Raw genomic sequence first — 21,576 nt, 5'->3', positions numbered from 1 at the left:
TTTTAAGCGCGCCACACAGTGCCAATAGACACGCTTTGCAATTTCTTCTTGCGGCCATACCAAACGTTGACCAAACCGCGCGAGAAGAACACCGCAGAGAACATGCTGGTCAAAATACCCAAGCAATGCACCACGGCAAAGCCGCGCACAGGACCAGAACCAAAGGCCAACAAGGCCAAGCCCGCAATCAGGGTGGTGACGTTTGAGTCAAGAATGGTGGCCCAAGCGCGGTCGTAACCGGCGTGGATGGCCGACTGTGCGGATGCGCCGTTGCGTAACTCTTCACGCACGCGTTCGTTGATCAGCACGTTGGCGTCAATCGCCATGCCCAACACCAAGGCCATCGCGGCCATGCCGGGCAAGGTGAGTGTGGCTTGCAACATGGAGAGCACAGCCACCAAGAGCAACAAGTTCACCGCCAGCGACACGCTAGAGAACACGCCGAACAACATGTAATAGATACACATGAAGGCGGTCACGGCCACAAAGCCCCAAGTGACGGAGTTAAAACCTTTGGCGATGTTTTCAGCACCGAGGCTTGGACCAATGGTGCGTTCTTCAATGATTTCCATCGGCGCAGCGAGCGAGCCAGCGCGCAACAGCAAGGCCGTGTCGTTGGCTTCCACGGTGCTCATGCGACCCGAAATTTGTACGCGACCGCCGCCGATTTCGCTGCGAATCACAGGCGCAGTCACAACTTCGCCCTTGCCTTTTTCAAACAACAAGATGGCCATGCGTTTGCCCACGCTCTCACGCGTCACGTCTTTGAAGATGCGGGCGCCTTTGGCGTCGAGCGTCAGGTGCACGGCGGCTTCTTGGTTTTGCGTGTCAAAGCCGGGCTGCGCGTCGGTGAGGTTTTCGCCCGTCAGGATGACTTGCTTTTTCACAATCACAGCTTGGCCGTTGCGGTCCATGAATCGTTCTGTGCCAAACGGCACAGGGCCGTTGCCAAACTCTGCACTGCGGGCTTCGGCGCTGTCGTCGACCATGCGGATTTCCAACGTGGCGGTGCGGCCCAAAATGTCTTTGGCTTTGGCCGTGTCTTGCACGCCAGGCAGTTGCACCACGATGCGGTCGGTGCCTTGCTGTTGAATCACAGGTTCGGCCACGCCCAACTCGTTGATACGGTTGTGCAAGGTGGTGATGTTTTGTTTGATGGCTTGCTCTTGCACGCGCTTGGCAGCCACAGGGTTGATCACCGCTGTGAGCTTGAAGTCTGCGCCATCGGGGGCGCTGGTGGTTTGCAAATCCAAGAATTGGTCTTGAATCACACGTTGTGCGGCTTCGAGGGTTTCCATGTCACGGAAACGGATTTCGATGGTTTGGTTGTTGCGGCTGATGCCGCTGTGGCGCACGTTCTTTTCACGCAAGCCAGTGCGAATGTCACCGGCCAAAGACTCGGCTTTTTTGGTGAGGGCCGCAGGCATGTCGACTTGCAACATGAAGTGAACGCCACCGCGCAAGTCCAAACCCAAATACATGGGCGCAGCGTTGAGTGAGGTCAACCACGCGGGTGAGCGGGCCAACAAATTGAGCGCGACAACATACGAGGCGTCGTTGGCGTCGGGCACCAAGGCTTGCTGGATGGCGTCCTTGGCTTTGAGTTGTTTGTCGGTGCTGTCAAAGCGCACTTTGAGCGAGCCGTTGTCCAGCGCCACCACATCGGGGGCAAGGTTGGCAGCGGCCAAGGCAGCTTGCACACGCTCTTGCACAGCCAGGTCAACCTTGACAGATGACTTGGCGGCCGACACCTGCACCGCAGGCGCTTCGCCAAAAAAGTTAGGCAGCGTGTAGAGGCTGCCAACCAACAAAGCGATCACGATGATCGCGTACTTCCAAAGGGGGTAACGGTTCATGATCGCTTCGTCGTCTCGTGGCTGATATTTACAGAGTGCCTTTAGGAAGCACTTGCACCACGGCTTGGCGTTGCAATTGCACTTCCACGCCAGCAGCGATTTCGACACTGACAGTGCCTTCAGACAATTTGGTCACTTTGCCGAGCAAGCCACCAGCCGTTGCGATTTCGTCGCCTTTGGCGAGTGCGTCGATCATGGCTTTGTGTTCTTTTTGACGCTTCATCTGTGGGCGAATCATCACGAAATACAAGACCACAAACATCAACACCAAGGGCAACATGCCTTGCAAAGAAGACATCAGGTCACCACCGGCAGCAGCGGCAGGTGCGGTTTGGGCAAAAGCAGAAGAAATCAACACGGTCAAACTCCAATTTGAGGGACTGCTGCTGGGTGCAAAACGCCCCAGCAGACCAACCGCGGATTGTATGCGGCTGGCTCAGTGCCTCAGTTGGGGGCGGACCACTGTGCTTTCAAGCTGTTCCACTTCTCACGCGCTGCCGCCAAATTGCGGGCTTTGACGTGGCCAAAGCCTTTGATTTGTTCAGGTATTCGCGCCATCTCCACCGCCAACGCATGGTTGCTCGCGTTGAGTTGGCCCAGCAAGGTGTCGACGCTGCTTTGGTACTGTGCAATGAGGGCGCGTTCAGATTGACGCTCTTCGGTGTAACCAAACACATCGAGTGGCGTGCCCCTGAGCACCTTCAAGTGCTTGAGCAGCTTGAAACCCGTGAGCATGAACGGCCCAAACTTTTGCTTTTGCAACTCGCCTTTGGCGTTGGTCTTGGCAATGAGCGGCGGGGCCAAGTGGTAGTTGAGGGTGTAGTCGCCCTCGAACATGCCCTCTATCTTTTGCAAGAAGGCTTTGTCTGTGTGCAAACGCGCTACCTCGTACTCGTCCTTGTAGGCCATGAGTTTGAACAAGTTGCGAGCCACGGCTTCGGTCAGCGTGGTTTTGTTGAACAACGCTTCAGCAGAGCGCACACGCTCCACCACTGAACGGTAGCGATTGGCATACGCCGCGTTTTGGTAGTCCGTGAGAAAAGCCAAACGCTTGGTAATGAGTGCGTCCACACCCTCCGGTTTGTGAAACTGCACCACTTGCGCAGGTGCTAATAAGGCTTGCACTTCAGGCCAATGCGCTGCGCAATGGCGGCCCCATTCAAATGCGACCTTGTTTTGCGCCACGGCCATGTCGTTGAGTTCCATCGCCCGCATCAAAGCTTCCAGCCCCAGCGGTACCCAACCCTTTTGCCATGCAAAGCCCAAGACCATCGGGTTCACAAAAATGCTGTCGCCCAGCACTTGGGTGGCTACCTGGTCTGCATCAAAGACACTTACATCATTTACGCCTACGGCACTCGCGATGATGGCTACACATTCTTCGCCTGGGTTTTGCCAGTTGCCATTGCGCACAAAAGCTGCCGTAGGTGTGCTGTGCGCATTGAGCGCCACATGGGTACGACCCACTCGCATGCGTTGCAAAGTTTCTTTGCCCGCCGCAACGATGGGGTCGCAACCGATGACGAGGTCTGCCGCCGCAGTGCCCACGCGCGTGGTGCGAATGTCCTCTTGCTGGTTGGCAATCAGCACATGGCTCCAAGTGGCCCCGCCTTTTTGCGCAAGGCCCGCCGCGTCTTGCGTGACGATGCCTTTACCCTCGATGTGTGCGGCCATGCCCAACAGCTGGCCAATGGTGATGACGCCCGTGCCACCCACACCCGCCACCACCATGCCCCAGGCTTGAGTGGTGTCAGGCAAAGTGGGCTGTGGCAATTCCAGCGCGGGCAACTCGATGCGTGACACACCCTTGGCTTTTTTCTTCAGCTGCCCACCTTCCACCGTGACGAAGCTCGGGCAAAAGCCTTTGACGCAGCTGATGTCTTTGTTGCAGGTGCTTTGGTTAATGCTGCGTTTGCGGCCGAATTCGGTTTCCAGTGGCTCCACGCTCAAACAGTTGCTTTTCACGCCACAGTCGCCACAGCCTTCGCATACCAGCTCATTGATGAGCACACGCGTGGCAGGGTCAGGCATGGTGCCGCGTTTGCGACGGCGGCGTTTTTCGGTGGCACAGGTTTGGTCATAAATGATCACCGTGCAACCTTTGATGTCGCGCATCTCGCGCTGGATACGGTCCAGCTCGTCGCGGTGGAACACGGCCACACCCTCGACCAAGCCCGCGCCTTCGTATTTCTCAGGCTCGTCCGTCACCACGGTGATGCGTTGTGCGCCTTCGGCTTTCATGCTTTGGGCGATTTGCAAAACACTGTGGCCTTCGGGCCGTTCGCCCACGCGTTGACCGCCCGTCATTGCCACCGCATCGTTGTAGAGCAGCTTGTAGGTGATGTTCACGCCGGCCGCAATGCTTTGGCGAATGGCCAAAATGCCGCTGTGAAAGTAAGTGCCATCGCCCAAGTTGGCGAAGATGTGTTGGTCGTTCACAAACGGTTGTTGGCCCACCCAAGGCACGCCCTCGCCGCCCATTTGCGTGAAGCCACTGGTACTGCGGTCCATCCACAGGGCCATGAAGTGACAGCCAATGCCGGCCATCGCACGCGAACCCTCCGGCACTTTGGTGGAGGTGTTGTGCGGGCAGCCTGAGCAGAACCAAGGCATGCGGTCCGCCTTGAGCGTGACGGTTTGCATTTGCGTTTCTTTGGCGCTGATGATGGCCAACTGGGCGTTGATGCGTGCGGTGGTATCGGCATCCACGCCGAGCTTGAGCACACGCTGTGCAATGGCTTTGGCAATGAGCGCGGGGTTCAGGTCGGCATTGGCGCGCAACAAGTTGTTGGCACTGGGGTTGGGCATGGACCATTCACCGCCGCTGTGGTCCTCCCCCACCTCGTTGAACTTACCCAACACATTGGGTCGCACATCCGCGCGCCAGTTGTAGAGCTCTTCTTTCAGCTGGTATTCAATGACTTGGCGTTTCTCTTCAATCACCAAAATCTCTTGCAAACCCGTGGCGAAATCGCGCGTGAGCTGCGCGTCCAGCGGCCACACAACGGCCACCTTGTGCAAACGAATGCCAAGGCGACGACATGTGGCGTCGTCCAGCCCCAAGTCCAACAAGGCTTGGCGCGTGTCGTTGAAGGCTTTGCCGCTGACGATCAAACCCAGTCGATCGTTCGGACCCTCAATGACGTTGTGGTTCAAACGGTTGGCACGCACATAGGCGAGTGCGGCGTACCACTTGTAGTCAAACAAGCGGGCCTCTTGCTCAAGCGCGCTATCAGGCCAGCGGATGTGCAGGCCACCCACGGGCATTTCAAACTCAGGGATGACGATGTTCACGCGGTGCGGGTCGATCACCGCAGTGGAGCTGGACTCCACAATTTCTTGAATCGTCTTCATGCCCGACCACACGCCGCTGAAGCGACTCATGGCGATGGCGTGCAAACCCAAATCCAAAATTTCTTGCACATTGCTGGGGAAGAACACGGGCGTGCCGCAGGCTTTGAAGATGTGGTCGCTTTGGTGTGCAGCTGTCGAGCTCTTGGCCACATGGTCGTCACCCGCCACGGCCAACACGCCGCCCCACGGGGTGGTGCCAGCCATGTTGGCGTGCTTGAACACATCGGCGCATCTGTCCACGCCCGGGCCCTTGCCATACCAAATGCCAAACACACCATCAAACTTGTTGCTGCCCGCAGGCGCAAAGCCGAGTTGCTGCGTGCCCCACAACGCAGTGGCTGCCAGCTCTTCGTTCACCCCCGGTTGAAAGACGATGTTTTGCGCTTCTAGATAAGGCTTAGCTCTCCATAGCGATTGGTCATAGGTGCCAAGTGGTGAGCCGCGATAGCCGCTGATGAAGCCCGCGGTGTTTTTGCCTTGTAAGGCATCGCGTTGGCGCTGCAACATGGGCAGCTTGACCAAGGCTTGCACGCCGCTCATGAAAGCGCGGCCCGTTTCGAGGCTGTATTTGTCGTCCAGCGTCACGGTGTCGAGTGCGCGGCGAATATGCTCGGGCAGGGGGGCGTTCATGGCTTGCTCCTAAGTCAGCGGCGGTGCGCTTTGAGTTTAGGCCGCAATTCAAAGGCTTGCAGGAACTTGAGCGACATGAAAAAAGCCCTGGCCGGTCGGGCAGGGCTTTGTCGGGACCGAGTTGGCTTTAACTTTGGCAGTAGACCTTCGCATCGTATGGCGTGTAGATACCACTGGTCAACAAACCCAGGATACCGTTCAGGAATGAGGTTTGACGTTCAACCTTGACAACCTTGTTTGCACCACCGCACACGGCAGCAGCGTCAACTGTTTGTGTTTGGCCCAAGCCGCTGACAAAGAAGGTTTGCATGTCTTCTTTGCCCAGTTTGCCTGTCTGACCGTTGATATACGCGGTCTGTGTCGAGCAAGCTGCCAATGTTGCAACCAAAATTAAGGGAAGAATAATTTTTTTCATGATGTGGTCCTAACGATTAACGGGTGCAATAAACACGAACTTGACGTGGGGAATAAATACCCAAAGTCAAAATAGTCAGGCCCACGTTGCCAGCGGTCATTTGTGTTTCAACTCGTTGCACATTAGATGCATTGCCACAAACTTTGGCAGCATCAATGTCTACGCTTTGGCCAATGCCATAAACCCAGAAAGTTTGTGAGTTGTCATGTGTGGGGGCGTTTTGTGTTTCGGGACGCACATCAAAACGCTGTACGGCACAGCCAGTCAAGCCGAGCACGATGGCTGCAATTGCTAGTTTTTTCATTTGAAAACACCTAATAGTTGGAAGATTTTCAAATTCTATCAATAAAAAGTATTCAAATCATCGCGGCCATAACACCCATAACCGCAAGCTTTGCTTCATACGGCCCGCAAAATCACCAGCTTCTGGACCTGTGCCCGCAAAGTAATCCGCGCGCACGGCACCTACGATGGCACTGCCCGTGTCTTGTGCAAACACCAATCGCTGCAAATTACCGTTAGGGCCTGCGCTGGCTAACCACACAGGTGTGCCGTAAGGAATGGAATCTTTGTCGACCGCAATGGATCGACCTGGCGTGAGGGGGACACCCTGAGCACCTCGAGGCCCAAGATCGGCGTCTGCAGGGCTACGCGCCTCTTCACGAAAAAACACATAGCGCGGGTTGCTCCACAGCATCTCTTGCACCAAACGTGGATTGGTTTGCTGGTTACTCATAATCCATGCTTTGATGCCTAGCCACGAAGCATCTTTGATCAAACCACGGTCAAGCAGCCAACGACCCACACTTTGATATGGTTGCTCATTCGAACCCGCAAAGGCCAAGCGCACGATGCGCGTGGTGCCATCGGAATTGGTGATCCGCACACGCCCTGAGCCTTGGATATGCAACACCAACGCATCGATGGGGTCAGCCAGCCACGCCACTTCACGACCACGTAACGCATCACGCGCTTGTGGACTTGTGTCGATCTCTTGGCGACTAAACCAGGGGCGGCCTAAGCGACGCGCCTCGGCCAAGCCTTCGGGCGGCGCATACAACGGCACTTCAAAGCCGGGGCGCATTTGCACCGAGGCGTCAAACATCGGTTCGTAATAACTGGTGAGCAATCCGTCTACTGCGCCGTCTAACGACTCCACGCGGAATGGCTGCAAGTGACTCATCATCCATAGGCGACGGTCGTCGTCACTGCCGAGCATGAGTTGTCGAACGTCTCGGCACAACGGGGCAAACAAGGGGCCCGGGCGTTCGCAGTTTTGCAACCACGCATTCCATGCGTCTTGCAATTGGTCGTTTTGCCAGCCAGGTACATCGTTCCATGACGTAGCGACCCAGCGGCTACGGAAACTCTGTTGAGGGCTAGGTGTGCCTGGAGTGCCTGCCAAACTGCCAGTCGAGCGCGGCGCATCCGTTGGCACGCGTGCTGCAGGATAAGGCTTCGCATAATCGTTGACAGCGGCGCGATGCGTGGAAACGCAAGCACCTAAGCTTCCTGCAACCAGGACCCATATCAAACGCCACAGGATTTGTCTCATGCTGTTAATTTTGCTAGAAAAGCTAAGGCATGAAGTGTGCACAAGACAACAGAGGCACGGCCTCAAACGAAGGGCAAACAACTCACTCGTTGCGCAACAAGTTTGCCAATTCAACGGCCGACTTCACATTCATTTTGTCGAATACGCGTGCACGATGCACTTCCACAGTACGAACACTTATTGCGAGCTGATCTGCAATCAATTTATTGGGCAAGCCCTCAACGACCAAACGCATCACATCACGCTCACGCTCCGTCAAGTCAGCGAGGTGATGCTCTAAATTTTGTTTGCTTGACATGTTTTGCAATGTTTGGGCAGAACGCGCCAAGGCTTGCTCAATGCGGTCAACCAATGCATTGTCAGAAAACGGTTTTTCACAGAAGTCGAATGCGCCACGTTTGACCGCGTCTACCGCCGTGGGCACATCGGCATGGCCGGTTAAGAAGATCACAGGCAATACGTCTAGCAACTGTCGCTCAATGAGTTGTTCAAATAAGGCCAACCCACTCATGCCTGGCATTCGCACATCCAGCAGCAAGCAACCTGGTTGCCGTGGCTGCCAGACGCACTGACCGTCTTGGAAAAAGCTCGCAAATTCGTCTGCACTTTCAAACGACTGACTGGGCAAACGACGCGAACGCAACAGCCAAGCAAGTGCCTCGCGTACACCTGCATCATCATCAACTATAAATACCAAAGCGTCTTGTGTGGGTTGCATCTGATCAAGCCTCTAATGAGGATTGTGGCAGAGTGAAACTGAACACTGTGCCAGATGGAACGTTGGCGTGATGACTCAAAAAACCCCCATGCTGTTCGACCACAGTTCGGCACAAACTCAGTCCCAAACCCATGCCTTCTGCCTTTGTCGTAAAGAAGGGTGTAAAGAGTTTTTCCGATACGCCCTCAGGAATACCTTGACCCACATCTGCCACCGTAAATTCCATCCATCGATTGGTGGCATTGGATGCGGCAGGTCGCACACTCAATGTCAGCAACTTGTGGGTCGTATCGCTAGTCATGGCTTGCATTCCATTGCGTGTTAAGTTCAACAACACTTGCTCAACCATGGTGCGGTCACACAACACCGCTGGCAAATCAGCCGCGCAATTGACCACCACACGCACCCCCAGTTTTCGAGCTTGCAAACTCACCAAGGGCATGACATCGTCCAGCAAAGCCCGCGGCGTCACGGCTTCTCGCGCTTGATCGCGACGGCGCACAAAGTCGTGGACGCTTTTGATCACCTTACCTGCGCGCTCAGCTTGCTGGCCAATACGCTGAATGGCGCTTCCTAAACTTTCTACCAGATGCGGATCTGTTTTTGCAGCGTCTTGCAATAGATTGAGGCTGCCCGTGGCATAGCTTGAAATTGCAGCCAAAGGCTGGTTGAGTTCGTGACTGAGCAACGACGCCATCTCACCAACCGTGGCCAAACGTGCCGTCGCCTGTAAGCGCTCTTGGCTCGCACGAGACACCTCCTCGACACGACGCTGTTCACTCACATCAAGTACGGCACCCATCCAACCCGTTTGCTCACCCAAGGCATTGATCAGAGGGGCTTCAAAAATCATCACTGGGAAACGCTCACCATTCTTTCGCATGAAGACCGACTCCGCACCCAATCGCGGTGGCGCATTGCCAGCCAATCGCAAGGCTTGGCGTTGACCGTATTCATCCACCATCTCAGGGGGCCAATACGGTGCAGGTACGCCACGGCCAATGAGCTCTTGCGCTTCAAAACCTACCATTTCACAAAAAGCTGGATTGACGTAGGTGATCTTGCCTTGCTTGTCGCGTGCGCGCAGGCCCGTCACCAGCGAATCCTCCATAGCCTTACGAAATGCCAATGCGTTGGCCAGATCTAGCTCTACGCGCTGGCGACGACGCATGTCGCGCGCAAGCATGACCAACACGGTGACCAAGGCAATGGCCATGGCTGTGACCAAGGCTGTTAAGACGTTAGGAAATAAATCAGGTGCGCCACGCCAGCTATCCATGCGCAAGACCATGGTGTGGCCAGGCAAGTCCAACAGTTGCTTGGCAATGAACACCCGCGAGCCACGAAGCGCTGTGCCGTGCATCGCTAAGCGTGTGCCGTCCGACTCCGTGAATGAGACCTCTTGTCGTCGCGTCAATTGCTGCCCCACCATATTGACCAACATCTCTGCCAATGAGTAGGTTGCAACGGTGTAGCCCGTGAGCTTGCCATCAATGATGACGGGCAAACACAAGTCCATCACTTCGACGCCCAAACCATCCGCTTGTGGCACATAGGCGCTTGCACCATAGCCAGGACCCGCCTGTCGAGTTGCAACACCGCAAGCATGCACAACTTCCGGCTGATTGACATCACGCCCAAAGCGATTGAAGACTGGCGAGCGAAACGGTGAATCTGCGCTTTTAAGAATACGTAAGTCAGTATCACGCAACTCTAATCGCATCCATTCGCGATGCTCACGCAAAAGGACCTGTGCATCTTGCGTCCAAGGAATAGCGCCGCGATCTGCATACTGCAAGGCTTGCAAACTTTGAACATTACGGGTGAGCGCCGTGCGAATGTCACTCACGGCATCTGCCGCATCCCGCTCAATGCGGCTTTGTACTTGAGTGACCTCATAGCGGCCAGCCAGCCATACCAAGGTACTGAGCATGGTCAACACCAACACGACCAGAAGCCCCCAGAGCATCCAGCGACGCATTTGAGGCACGAAGGAAGTCAGCATCATTCGACTTTGGTTACACGTGGATCAGACCAAGTGCCGTCTATACGAAACTCCGAGGTACCTGCACGCACCAAAGGCTTGCTCAGCACCATTTGAGCCAGATAACTTGTCAAACCAATCAAAGGGTTAATCGTGGCCATGTAAAGCGAGGCTGTACCTGCATTAATTTCAGGAACCACCACCACTTTCAGGTTTTGCGTTTCACGCACGAGATCGGCACTTCCTTCGATCAAGGCACCAGCCACCACGCCCTTCATTTGAAGGTTATTGGTTGAGGCAACGCCTTGATCAATGACCACATCACCTCGAACAAAGTCAAACGCAAAGCCATCGCTGAAGATGTCGTTGAAATCCAGAGTCAACCGACGCGGCAGAGCCTGCAAATTTAAGACGCCTAATAGACGAGCCGCCCCTGGCTCGGTTTTTAGAAACTGTCCTTTTTCTACCGAAAGATTCATCTTGCCTGACATGCTTGCATAGTCAACGGTCATGGGTGAACCTTGCCATGTCACTTGACCTTCCAACTTGCCTTCGCCGTGCCGAATGGCATCTGGCGTACCTAAACGTGACAGTAACTCACCACTGTCGCGCAACGTCAACGCAAAGCTCAATTGGGTACGTCGTGACCTCGGGCCATCGGCCATCCAACTGCCATTTGCTGTCAGATTGGCCTCTGGCAACGTGACATTGAATTTATTCAAACGCCACTCACGCGCAGACTTGATTCCGACGCGATTTACGGCCTCAATTTCTAAGCGCCCCATTTTCTTGCCGCGCAAAGTCAAGTCATTGACGACGATGTCTAAAGTAGGAATGCTGCTGGGTTGGTCGCTCAAAAGTCGTTCCATGTCGGGCACAGAACTTGGCGGAATATTCAGATAGGCCAAACGGACATAAAGCTGCGCTGGTGCGTTGTCTTTGGGCGGGCGTATTTCAATTGCGCCATTGAGCTCTTCTGCGCTGATATTGCAACGCCATAAGTCACCTTGACGTGTGCCACCGACCACAACTTTATGAATGATTCGATCAGACACTTTAATTTGTGTTGCCTGAGCCGCGGCGAAAGTTGGCATGTAGTCTTGCGCATCATCGCCACTGGCTTCGCTACCAATAGCTTGTGGTGCAGATGACTTTCGCTTCAGCGGTGAAACACCCGTGATTTGCGTGAAGGCGATGTTCCAAGCATCTAAGTCCAACGCTGGCAGTTGTAAATTCAAACTCACCGCGTTATCTCGCATGGGAACAGCATCCACGACCGACTGTCCCACCGCAATGCCGCCACGCACAACACGTGGTCGTGGCCCATTGAGATCGCGAACATACGTCACGCTCAACAAGCGATCCAACGTGACTTTGATTTGATCTTGCAGCACACGCGATTTGAGCTGCAGGGATTCACGTGTCAGTTGTGTCTCTATGCGCAATGGCAAAACTGTATTTGCAGTTTTATTCAAGGGTGCCGGCAACGTCAAGGCCAAGCCTTTGAGATCACTGTTGATCTGCAACTCCGGTTGTCCGCGTCGCAAACCTAGCGTTGCGTTGTAGGTTGTGTTGCCAGTGGCGCGAATTGCCAGTTTAGAGACAAAGCCGAGTTCTCTGGCTTGACGCAGGCCTTCCGCCGTTAAGTCGCCTTTGATTTTGAGTTGCAAAGGAGATTGCTCGGCTTTGGCTACAAAAGACAAGCCACCATCCAACGTGGCATCACCCCCCAGTAGTTGCGCTTGCACTGACTTGAGCTGAAAACCTTGTTCGCTGAACTGCAAGGCGCCACGCGTGCGCTTCAGCACTGGAGTTCCGGGAATGACCTGCAAAGCGTTATCTGCAAAAGCAACAGAGCCCTGTACCTTTGTGTTTTCCAACTTATCAATTGGCAAGCTCAGTGCCAATTTGTAATTGGCAACGCCAGTGGCCTCACTTTTGCTTAGCACCCCACCAGTCAAGTCATTCAGTGCTGACTTGGCCACCATGTTCAACACTTGTTGGAGTGGACCTTGCGCCTCACCCGTCACATTGACCACCGCTTGCGCTAAGTTTGGTATGTGAGCCTCGACTTTTTGCCATCTCACATCTGGCGCACCCGCCAACTGAGTGCCGCCCTTGAAGTGCATCGCTTGGCGATCAAACACCAATTCGCCAGTGATCTCATGCAAAGCTGGCCAAGCGGGTGTTGGTGATGTTTTATTCTTGGTCGCCTCAGGTGGTACATACGCATATTTGCCTTGACCAACTTGGGCGACGATGCGAAATTCACCTTGCTTTGGATTTTCAAAAGGCATGTCGCGCAAATCACCTCGCAAGCGCAAAGTCACATGATTGGCTTCGCCCGATTGAACGGCATCACGCACATAAGCTCTTACACCCGTAGGTAGCATATTTGGCAAATACCGGTGCACTTGCGCCATATTGGCTCGACTGATGCTTGCCGTTAAATCCAATACGCCCGGCAAGCGCGCAGCACCCTCGCCAGTTTTCCAGTTACCGTTGAACTCACCGCTCAGATCGTCATTGACCACACGCCCTTGTGTGAACTGCAGCGAAAGATCATGGCCCTTGATTTGCCAAGCCACCTGCGCCGAGGCATCTTGCAAAACGATGAACGGCTCATCTAGACCCAATGGCAAAGTGACGCTGCCATTGGTCACGCTCACGCGTGCTTTGCCACTTTGCTGGTTCAAGTCAAATTCAAGTTGTGCGCCTTGCATGCCTGGCATATTTGCCAGTGGGCTATCTGCTTGCGCATCACGCAACAGCGAGAGTTGTCGTACTTGGCCATGAACTGTGTAAATCAGCGGCGCGCCTTGATCATGTTGCCAAGTTGCTTTGAGTTGGTTGACTTGACCTTGTGGTTGAACGTGCGACAAGATGCCACGCGTTTGCTCTGACAACGGTAAACGCTGCGAAACCTGAACCAAAGCATCTAAGTCCAAGCGATCCGCATTCAACGCGCCGGACTCAAAGTCATCGCCACGCCAGCTCATCCGCAAGACGCCACCAGGCCAGTGTTCGCCCTCTTGCGTGTCAAACACCAAATCTTGACTGCTGATCTCCACCTCATCATCTGCCCACTGTGCACCAATGCGTCCTTGCACATGTCGCAAACTGAGTGGCAAAAGATCTTTACCCAAGCGGACATCTACTGCATCAAGCGCCACGTCAGCGGTGACACTCACTGGCAAGCCCTGCTTCACATCGCTCCACAACCTGAGAGCACCGCGCCCTTCTTGCAACGACAGACCCTTGTCCATGGCAACCCATTGACGCAATGAAGCCAAGTTCACATCAGGCAAATCGGCAAATATTTCGCCTGACCATTGCGTAAAGTCTGCACTTCTGCCCAGTGGCAACTGCATGAACTTGCCACTCAAACTCAATGGTTTTCCAAAAGCTTGTGGGGGAGTCAGCTCAACACGCAATTCGTGCCGCAACCAAGGATGGCGCATCGAAACTGCGACGTCTTTCAAAGTCAAGACAGGCGCGGCTTTTTGCGTCTGATCCGCTCGACTTTCATCTCGCCAATGCACTACCCCTTGGCGAACAACAAATTCTGGTTGTGAAAAGAACCAATCGGCGCCATTGCCATTACCCGCCATGCTGGTGTCAATGCCCGCAACCCATACATGGCCATGTGCATCGCGACGAATTTCCAGTTCTGGTTGATCGATGGTCAATTGCTCAAACTGCCCCATCAACACAGAGCTTGGCGATATTGCGGCCAACACACGCGGCAAACGCAACGCCTCTCGACCCTCACGATCAAATAGCCGAACATCTGTGACCTCAAACCACGGGACCAACCAACCGCCTTGCGCACTGACGCTACCAATTTCCAAACGCATCCCCATGGCGCGTGAGGCTTGTTGTTGAAGCACCTCACGGTAATCGCCAATTCGCGGCACAATGAAAATGTGCAAAGCACTCCAAGCTATCAGCACAGCGATCCATGCAAACACCACGACACCCAATGCCCAATAGACCGCACGTTGCCACACTGATTTGCAGTTCAAATCATTGCGCGGCGTTTCAGGGGTGGGGTTTACAGAATCAGACAAATGTTTCATGGGACTAGCAACGTGTCGGCAATTATCTCCTCCCCCATGCAGAATCTGAGTACTTATTCGCGCTTTGTGCAACGCATTCGCCGTCGCTACGCCAATGAGTTGCATTTATTACCTGTCGGTGCGCCGGAGATGTCGGCTCTGCAGACTTGCTTTGACGCCTTGCGACAGTTATACAGCTGCGCAGACGCCTTGCGTGTGTTACGCCAGCTGGTGCTAGAACGTTTGGTGGTGCTGGATTGTGAGCAAGGGGCGGAGCTCAGCGTGGTCATGCGCGCCATGACTGATTTGGGTGAATTCGCGCTCAACGCCGCTTTTCATGAAGCCCAAATCCAACTCGACGCCAGCTATGGCATGCCCACTACACCAAGCGGTGAACGGGCCACCTTGTGGATCATTGGGATGGGTAAATTTGGTGCCAGAGAGCTGAATGTCTCGAGCGACATTGATCTGATTTATGTGTACAACGAAGACGGTGAAACAACCGGTTTGCCTGATGGCCGAGGTCGTATCAGCAACCACGACTATTTCGCCAAAGTAGTCAAACTAATTTACACCTTCATTGGTGACACCAGCGACCATGGATTTGTGTTTCGCATGGACTTGGCTCTTCGTCCAAACGGCAACTCGGGTCCCAGCGTGGTGTCACTTGCGTCCTTAGAGGCGTATTTTTTAGTTCAAGGACGCGAATGGGAACGCTTTGCATGGCTCAAGAGCCGAATGGTTGCGCCTTTCAGCGCCAACGCGAATGCGCATGAGCTCCGTGACACTGTCTTGCCTTTTGTGTTTCGCCGCTATTTAGACTACAACGTGTTTGAGTCGCTTCGTGGCCTTCACCAGCAAATCCGAAAGCATTCAGCCTCTCGGAGTGCAGGCCACCCTGAACGTGCCAATGACGTCAAGCTTTCACGCGGTGGCATTCGTGAAATTGAATTCACCGTACAACTACTGCAAGTTGTTCGCGGTGGTCAGTTCCCAGAATTGCGCACACGTCCTACATTGCAAGCCTTGCAACGTATCAGCCTAGCCAATTTGATGCCAGCGTCCGCGGCAGATGCATTGGCCAAAGCGTATGTGTTTTTACGTCAAGTTGAACACCGTATCCAATACTTGGACGACCAACAAACCCATATCATTCCCACCAACGACGAAGATTTGAATTGGATCGCGCTGACCTTAGGCTTTGGCGATGCGTGCGACTTCTTGACACAACTCGACAGTCACCGTGAATTGGTGGCTGATGAATTTGATCGACTTTTGGGCTTAGGCGAAAAAACAGAAACTACGCACAACGATGATTGCAAAGGTTGCGGGCAAAACAACCACAGTGCGATCCTAGATCTGCCGTCTTTACTCCCGAACCTTACACCTCGCCTGCGTGAACGCGTGGCGCAATGGTCTGAACATCCGCGCATTCGCGCACTGCGAGATGAAGGCCTTCAAAGACTGCTCAAACTATTGCAACGCACCCATATGTGGATCAGCGAAGGGCGCGTCTCTGAGGAGTCCGCTCTGCGATGGAGTGATTGGCTCGAACCATTGCTGCGTCGCGAAAGTTATTTAGCGCTGCTGATCGAGCGACCCCATGTCCATGAACAGCTCATGCGATTACTGGGACTGGCACGTTGGCCCGCCAAGTATTTACAACAGCATCCGGGTGTGATTGACGAACTCGCCAGCGAAGCCTTGATGGCTGAACGTTTTGTCCCCTTTGAATTTGAAAAAGAGCTTGAAAGACGATTTGAATCCTTGCAGTCCACGGGGCAAGCTGACGAAGAAACCTTGCTCAACTTACTGCGCCGAGCTCACCACGCAGAAGTTTTCAGAACCTTAGCGCGTGATGTGGAAGGACGCATTACCGTCGAGCAAGTGGCAGATGATCTGAGCGCTTTGGCTGACACTGTCCTCAATGTCACCAGCCGCTGGGTGTGGCAAAACTTCAAACAACGTCATCGTGAAGAACCCCAATTCGCCATCATTGCTTATGGCAAATTGGGCGGCAAAGAGCTTGGCTACGGCAGCGACCTTGACATCGTATTCGTGTACGAAGATGACCACGAACGTGCTGGTGAAATTTATGCAGCCTATGTGCGCAAACTCATCAATTGGCTAACCGTTAAAACGGGTGATGGTGATTTGTACGAAATTGACACTGCTTTGCGCCCCAACGGCAACTCTGGTTTACTTGTTTCTACCTTCGACGCCTACGCAAATTACCAATGCCAGCGGGGCGAAAACACCGCATGGACGTGGGAACACCAAGCCATGACGCGCGCACGCTTTTGCTTGGGCACCTCCGAGCTCAAAGCACGTTTTGACACTGTGCGTGCAAAGGTCATCAATTCACAGCGTGACCATGTTGGGTTGCGTCACGAGATCATCGCGATGCGGGAAAAACTGCATGCAGCCCACACCGCCAAGCCTGGCTTATTCGATGTCAAGCACAGCTCGGGGGGCATGATGGATGTAGAGTTCACTGTGCAGTTCATGGTGCTAGCGCATGCAGCACAACATCCTGATTTGCTTCTCAACGTTGGCAACATCGCGCTGCTGCTGAGCGCAGAGAGAGCGGGGCTGCTACCGCTGGGCATTGGTGCTGCGGCTGGCACGGCATACCGAGAGTTACGCCGGGTGCAGCACCGCGCGCGTTTAAATGAGCTTCCTACACAAGTACCAATGGCAGAACTGGCCCAAGAGCGAGCAGCCATTCAAGCCTTGTGGCATGTGGTGTTTGACTGATTAGCCTTGACGTATTTTTTTAACCAGTGCCGTGGTTGAATAACCGTCCACAAAAGGTATCGCTTGCGCGCGACCGCCATAAGCCAACACCACTTGTGTCTCTGCCAGCTTGTTCATGTCGTAGTCACCACCTTTGACCAATACATCGGGGCGCAACTCTGTGATCAGCTCTAAGGGCGTATCCTCGTCAAACCAAGTGACCAAACTCACCGATTCCAATGCGGCCATCAAGGCGGCACGATCTAACTCGTTGTTCAGTGGACGGTCTGGGCCCTTACCCAGACGTCGTGCAGATGCGTCGCTGTTCAAGGCCACGACCAAACTCCCACCCAAGCTTCGCGCTTGAGCCAAATACGATGCATGTCCTCGGTGAAGCACATCAAACACACCATTGGTAAATACAACGGGACCAATTGCGCGCAAGGTTGCTACACGCGCGATGGCCTCTTGACGCGATGAGAGCTTAGAAAGAAATGCCGGGGGATGCAAAGTGGTGGTGTCTGTCATGGTGGGCTGATTTTAGGCAACCAACCCTGCATGATGACGCCACTCATTGACAGCATTTGAAATGGATGCCAAATCATTCATCACCACCACGCCCTCAATTTGCCTGCGCTTGAGCGCGGGAGATTGACCGCCAGCCCAAACCTTGACGCCTTGAGGCAGCAAGGCCATCAACTCTTTCAATCCATCGATCACGTGATTCACGTTCATGCTCACGCTAAAGCTCAAAGCCACCACATCGGCTTTTCGCAGGGTCGCAGCTTGAGCAATGTCACGCAATGGCGTTTGTGTACCCAATGACACGCAGCGGCAGCCCTGAAGCGCCAACAAACTTTCCACCATCAACAAACCCAAGCCATGCGCTTCTTGTGGGAACGTGGTCAATAAAACGGAGGGCGTGGTGCCATTGGCTGCTTTAGGAATGGCTGAAATGGCTTGACGCAGCAAGGTTGCGACACATTCGGTGTACAGATGCTCTTCATGAACCGCCAGGTCACCGCGAGCCCAAGTTTCACCCACCAAGCTTGTCAAGGGAGCGACCATGTGGGTTACAAAAGTTTGCAAACCCGTCTTTGCCAAAGACGCGTGCAATGTTGCACGCAAACCTTCATCGTCATGCGCCTGGATCATGGCGATCAGGGCGGCCAAATCTTCACGCACCATGGTATGCGCAGCCGACGCGCTATGACCCCCTAAATCTGCACGCGTGAGATGGAGCAATGCCTGGATGGGTTGTGCCACGATGCGTCCGGGTCGATGACCTTGGTCCATCAGCCGCTTGATGACGCGTAATTTCTCTACTTGCGCTGCTGGATAGACGCGCTCACCGTGCTCATCACGATTGGGCTGAGGAAAGCCATACCGACGCTCCCAAACTCGCAGTGTGTCTTTGCCGATCCCTGTATCGCGCTCCACCGCCGCAATCGGCAAAGAAACGGAAATTTGCGAGTCAGAAGCGTTCATAAGCAGGTTTTAAAACAAGTCAGAATGGGGGTTATTTTATTGTCGTGGACAAGATATCCAAATTTGGGCAATCATAAGGAATCATGATGAACAACATCCCCCTGTTTACCCGCAAATTTCTGCTCGGAAGTGCACTCTTGCTGGCAGCATGTGCTGCAAATGCAGCATCTGAGCTCTCGTCGGCCAGCACCTGCCCTCGTGTGCTCCAACACACGGTGGCGCGCCTGCAAGATGAAAAACCACAAAACCTGTGTCAGTACGCAGGCCAAGTGGTCGTGGTCGTGAACACCGCCAGCTTTTGTGGCTTTACCCCGCAATACAAAGGCCTCGAAGCGCTTTACGCCAAATACAAAGACCAAGGCTTGGTTGTGCTTGGATTTCCCAGCAACGACTTTTCGCAAGAACCCGACAGCAACGCCAAGATCGCCGACTTTTGCGAAAACACCTTTGGCGTGAAGTTCCCGATGTTTGTGAAAACCACTGTTCGTGGCAACGACGCATTGCCCTTGTTCAAGCAGCTATCAGAGCAAACCGGCACAAGCCCGAAGTGGAACTTTTACAAATATGTGATCGGCCGCGATGGCAAAAGCGTCAAAAGCTTCAGCAGCATGACGGGGCCACAAGACAAGAGCTTTGTGCAAGAAGTTGAAAAGCAATTGGCTGTGAAAGGCATGGCGCAATGAAACCACGCATCGCCATTGTGGGTTCGGGCATTTCCGGTCTTTCTGCCGCACACCATTTGCATGGCGAAGCCGACATCACCTTGTTAGAAGCGGGTCACTATTTCGGCGGTCACACCCACACCGTCGACGTGACGTTGCCCACCCGCAAGGGCTTACAAACGCATGGCGTGGACACAGGGTTTTTGGTCTACAACGAACGCACCTATCCTGGCCTGATTGCGTTGTTTGAAGAACTGCAGGTGGCCACCGTCAAATCGGACATGTCGTTTTCGGTGCAAGTGCCCAACAAAAATGGCCGTGGCGCACTGGAGTGGAACGGCGCCAACCTCAACACCGTGTTTGCCCAACGCAGCAACCTGTTCAAGCCCAGCTTCATCAAAATGCTGCGCGATGTGGTTCGTTTCAACACCTTGGCCACCGAACTGGCCGAGCGTAACCAAGACCACGAGCTCGCTCAGCCCTTGAGCGGATTTTTGATCTCGCACAAATTCAGCGACGCGTTTCGTGATTGGTATTTGTTGCCCATGCTAGGTTGCATTTGGAGTTGCCCGACCGACCAAATGCTCAAGTTTCCTGTGGCCACCATGATTCGGTTTTGCCATAACCACGGCCTCATTCAAGTCAACAACCGGCCACAGTGGTACACGGTAGCCGGTGGCGCACGCCACTATGTCGAGAAGATTTTGGCGGGCATTCCAGACAAGCGTCTGAACACGCCCGTGTTGCGCATCGGGCGCGATGCACACAGCGTGACGCTGCAAACGTACAACGGCTCCGAACGATTTGATCAAGTGATCCTGGCAACCCACGCTGACCAATCGCTGGCAATGTTGGCTGAACCCACGGCACAGGAGCACATCGCTTTGGGCGCTATCCGCTACCACCCGAATCGCGCCGTGCTGCACACCGACGCCTCGGTGATGCCCAAGAAAAAACTTGCGTGGGCCGCATGGAACTACGAACGTGCAGCACACGACAGCACCGAGTCCACGCGCGTTTGTTTGCACTATTGGCTCAACTTGCTGCAACCGCTGCCATTTAGCCAAGATGTGATCGTGTCACTCAACCCCGTGCACGACATTGACCCTGCACACATCCTTGGCGAATACGAATACGCGCACCCCGTGTTTGACTTACCCGCCATTCAAGCGCAAGCGCAGATGCCGCAACTGCAAGGCCAGCAACACACATGGTTTGCAGGTGCTTGGATGGGTTACGGTTTTCATGAAGACGGATTCAAATCTGGGCGCGCTGCCGCACAGAACTTATTGACCAGCTTGGCAAGATAACGGCATGACGCAGAGCACCACGCCAACGCCCTACACATTGGCAAGCGGCACACCGCAAGCCATGATTGGTTTTGGCCAAGTGCGGCACACGCGCTTACGCCCCAAGCACCATGCGTTCGCTTACAACACTTTCTTTTTGATGTTGCCCATGCGATCGCTCAAAGTCTCTGGCGATGCAGTGCTGCCCATCAACCGCGCAGGCGCCATCAGCTTTCATGATGTCGACCACGGCGATGGCCGTGGCATGGCGGCAGGTGGTGCACTGGCTTGGCTCGATGAGTTGCTGCACAGCGAAGGTATTCTTGATGCCACAGGTGAGGTCTGGTTGCATTGCTATCCGCGCGTGCTCGGCTACACCTTCAAGCCTGTGAGCTTTTGGTATTGCCTTGCCGCAGATAACAGCCTGCGCGCCATCGTGGTGGAAGTGAACAACACCTTTGGTGAGCGCCATTGCTATTTGCTAGACCAACCTCGCTATGGCGTTGAGCAACGCGCGAGCAAAGTGTTTCATGTGTCGCCGTTTTGCGCCGTACAGGGCGACTACCGCTTTCGCTTCATGCGTACGGAAGACCACACGGTAGCCAGCGTGGACCACGACGATGCACACGGCCCCTTGATTGAAACCAGCGTGAGCGGCCAGCTTCAACCCATCACGCACCTTGTCCTACGCCATGCGCTGTGGGGCTACCCATTGATGACCCTGATGGTGATGACACGCATCCATTGGCAGGCGCTGAAGCTTTGGCTAAAACGAGTGCCATTTTTTACAAAACCAACACCCCCACAAGATTTTGTGACCCGCTGACGCAG

Annotated in this window: 15 protein-coding genes; 4 read left to right on the top strand and 11 right to left on the bottom strand. The window is 54.3% G+C overall.

The window, feature by feature from the left end:
- Positions 1 to 2: 2 nt before the first annotated feature.
- From secD to B9Z35_RS10755, 9 genes are all read right to left on the bottom strand, one after another.
- Positions 3 to 1,856 (bottom strand): protein translocase subunit SecD, encoded by a 1,854-nt coding sequence (gene secD / locus B9Z35_RS10795; RefSeq protein WP_108283706.1) that lies wholly within the window; start codon positions 1,854 to 1,856, stop codon positions 3 to 5.
- 28 nt (positions 1,857 to 1,884) lie between these two features.
- The gene (gene yajC / locus B9Z35_RS10790) at positions 1,885 to 2,214 is read right to left on the bottom strand and encodes a preprotein translocase subunit YajC (RefSeq protein WP_108283828.1); all 330 of its coding nucleotides are present in this window, start codon (positions 2,212 to 2,214) and stop codon (positions 1,885 to 1,887) included.
- A gap of 86 nt (positions 2,215 to 2,300) precedes the next feature.
- Positions 2,301 to 5,840, bottom strand: a complete 3,540-nt coding sequence (locus B9Z35_RS10785) for an indolepyruvate ferredoxin oxidoreductase family protein (protein WP_108283705.1) — start codon at positions 5,838 to 5,840, stop codon at positions 2,301 to 2,303.
- Between the two features lie 127 nt (positions 5,841 to 5,967).
- Positions 5,968 to 6,255 carry a Bor family protein gene (locus tag B9Z35_RS13145; RefSeq protein ID WP_108283704.1) on the bottom strand — a complete coding sequence of 96 codons (288 nt, stop codon included), beginning with the start codon at positions 6,253 to 6,255 and terminating at the stop codon, positions 5,968 to 5,970.
- 16 nt (positions 6,256 to 6,271) lie between these two features.
- Positions 6,272 to 6,559: a Bor family protein gene (locus tag B9Z35_RS10775; RefSeq protein WP_108283703.1), complete on the bottom strand. Its 288-nt coding sequence runs from the start codon at positions 6,557 to 6,559 to the stop codon at positions 6,272 to 6,274.
- Positions 6,560 to 6,616: 57 nt separating this feature from the next.
- Entirely contained in the window at positions 6,617 to 7,810 is a 1,194-nt protein-coding gene (locus B9Z35_RS10770; RefSeq protein ID WP_108283702.1) for a murein transglycosylase A, read from the bottom strand.
- 82 nt (positions 7,811 to 7,892) lie between these two features.
- On the bottom strand, positions 7,893 to 8,528 hold the full coding sequence (locus tag B9Z35_RS10765) for a response regulator transcription factor (RefSeq protein ID WP_108283701.1): 636 nt from the start codon (positions 8,526 to 8,528) through the stop codon (positions 7,893 to 7,895).
- 4 nt (positions 8,529 to 8,532) lie between these two features.
- Positions 8,533 to 10,533 carry a nitrogen regulation protein NR(II) gene (locus tag B9Z35_RS10760; RefSeq protein ID WP_233246553.1) on the bottom strand — a complete coding sequence of 667 codons (2,001 nt, stop codon included), beginning with the start codon at positions 10,531 to 10,533 and terminating at the stop codon, positions 8,533 to 8,535.
- Positions 10,533 to 14,582 carry a YhdP family protein gene (locus B9Z35_RS10755; RefSeq protein ID WP_233246552.1) on the bottom strand — a complete coding sequence of 1,350 codons (4,050 nt, stop codon included), beginning with the start codon at positions 14,580 to 14,582 and terminating at the stop codon, positions 10,533 to 10,535. The genes B9Z35_RS10760 and B9Z35_RS10755 overlap by 1 nt, the downstream gene beginning before the upstream one ends.
- Here B9Z35_RS10755 and glnE point away from each other — a divergent pair, their 5' ends adjacent.
- Complete coding sequence (glnE, locus tag B9Z35_RS10750; RefSeq protein WP_108283827.1) at positions 14,583 to 17,327, top strand: bifunctional [glutamate--ammonia ligase]-adenylyl-L-tyrosine phosphorylase/[glutamate--ammonia-ligase] adenylyltransferase; 2,745 nt, start codon at positions 14,583 to 14,585, stop codon at positions 17,325 to 17,327.
- Here glnE and rfaE2 read toward each other — a convergent pair whose 3' ends face one another.
- Together rfaE2 and B9Z35_RS10740 are read right to left on the bottom strand one after the other, a co-directional pair.
- Positions 17,328 to 17,834: a D-glycero-beta-D-manno-heptose 1-phosphate adenylyltransferase gene (rfaE2, locus tag B9Z35_RS10745; RefSeq protein ID WP_108283698.1), complete on the bottom strand. Its 507-nt coding sequence runs from the start codon at positions 17,832 to 17,834 to the stop codon at positions 17,328 to 17,330. It abuts the gene before it with no gap.
- Between the two features lie 12 nt (positions 17,835 to 17,846).
- Positions 17,847 to 18,794, bottom strand: coding sequence for a cobalamin-dependent protein (locus tag B9Z35_RS10740; RefSeq protein WP_108283697.1), 948 nt, complete (start codon positions 18,792 to 18,794; stop codon positions 17,847 to 17,849).
- An 86-nt stretch (positions 18,795 to 18,880) separates the two neighbouring features.
- Here B9Z35_RS10740 and B9Z35_RS10735 point away from each other — a divergent pair, with 86 nt between their 5' ends.
- Genes B9Z35_RS10735 through B9Z35_RS10725 form a run of 3 tightly spaced genes read left to right on the top strand, consistent with a single transcriptional unit; the run spans position 18,881 to position 21,571 of the window.
- Positions 18,881 to 19,477: a glutathione peroxidase gene (locus B9Z35_RS10735; protein ID WP_199219812.1), complete on the top strand. Its 597-nt coding sequence runs from the start codon at positions 18,881 to 18,883 to the stop codon at positions 19,475 to 19,477.
- Complete coding sequence (locus B9Z35_RS10730) at positions 19,474 to 20,766, top strand: NAD(P)/FAD-dependent oxidoreductase (protein WP_108283695.1); 1,293 nt, start codon at positions 19,474 to 19,476, stop codon at positions 20,764 to 20,766. Before B9Z35_RS10735 ends, B9Z35_RS10730 begins: the two co-directional genes overlap by 4 nt.
- A 4-nt stretch (positions 20,767 to 20,770) precedes the next feature.
- The gene (locus B9Z35_RS10725) at positions 20,771 to 21,571 is read left to right on the top strand and encodes a DUF1365 domain-containing protein (protein WP_108283694.1); all 801 of its coding nucleotides are present in this window, start codon (positions 20,771 to 20,773) and stop codon (positions 21,569 to 21,571) included.
- Positions 21,572 to 21,576 lie beyond the last annotated feature (5 nt).

Source organism: Limnohabitans sp. Jir61 (genome assembly GCF_003063545.1).
Lineage (GTDB): Bacteria > Pseudomonadota > Gammaproteobacteria > Burkholderiales > Burkholderiaceae_C > Limnohabitans.
Note: the sequence above shows the minus strand (reverse complement) of the source record. Positions and strands in the feature narration are given on the sequence as shown.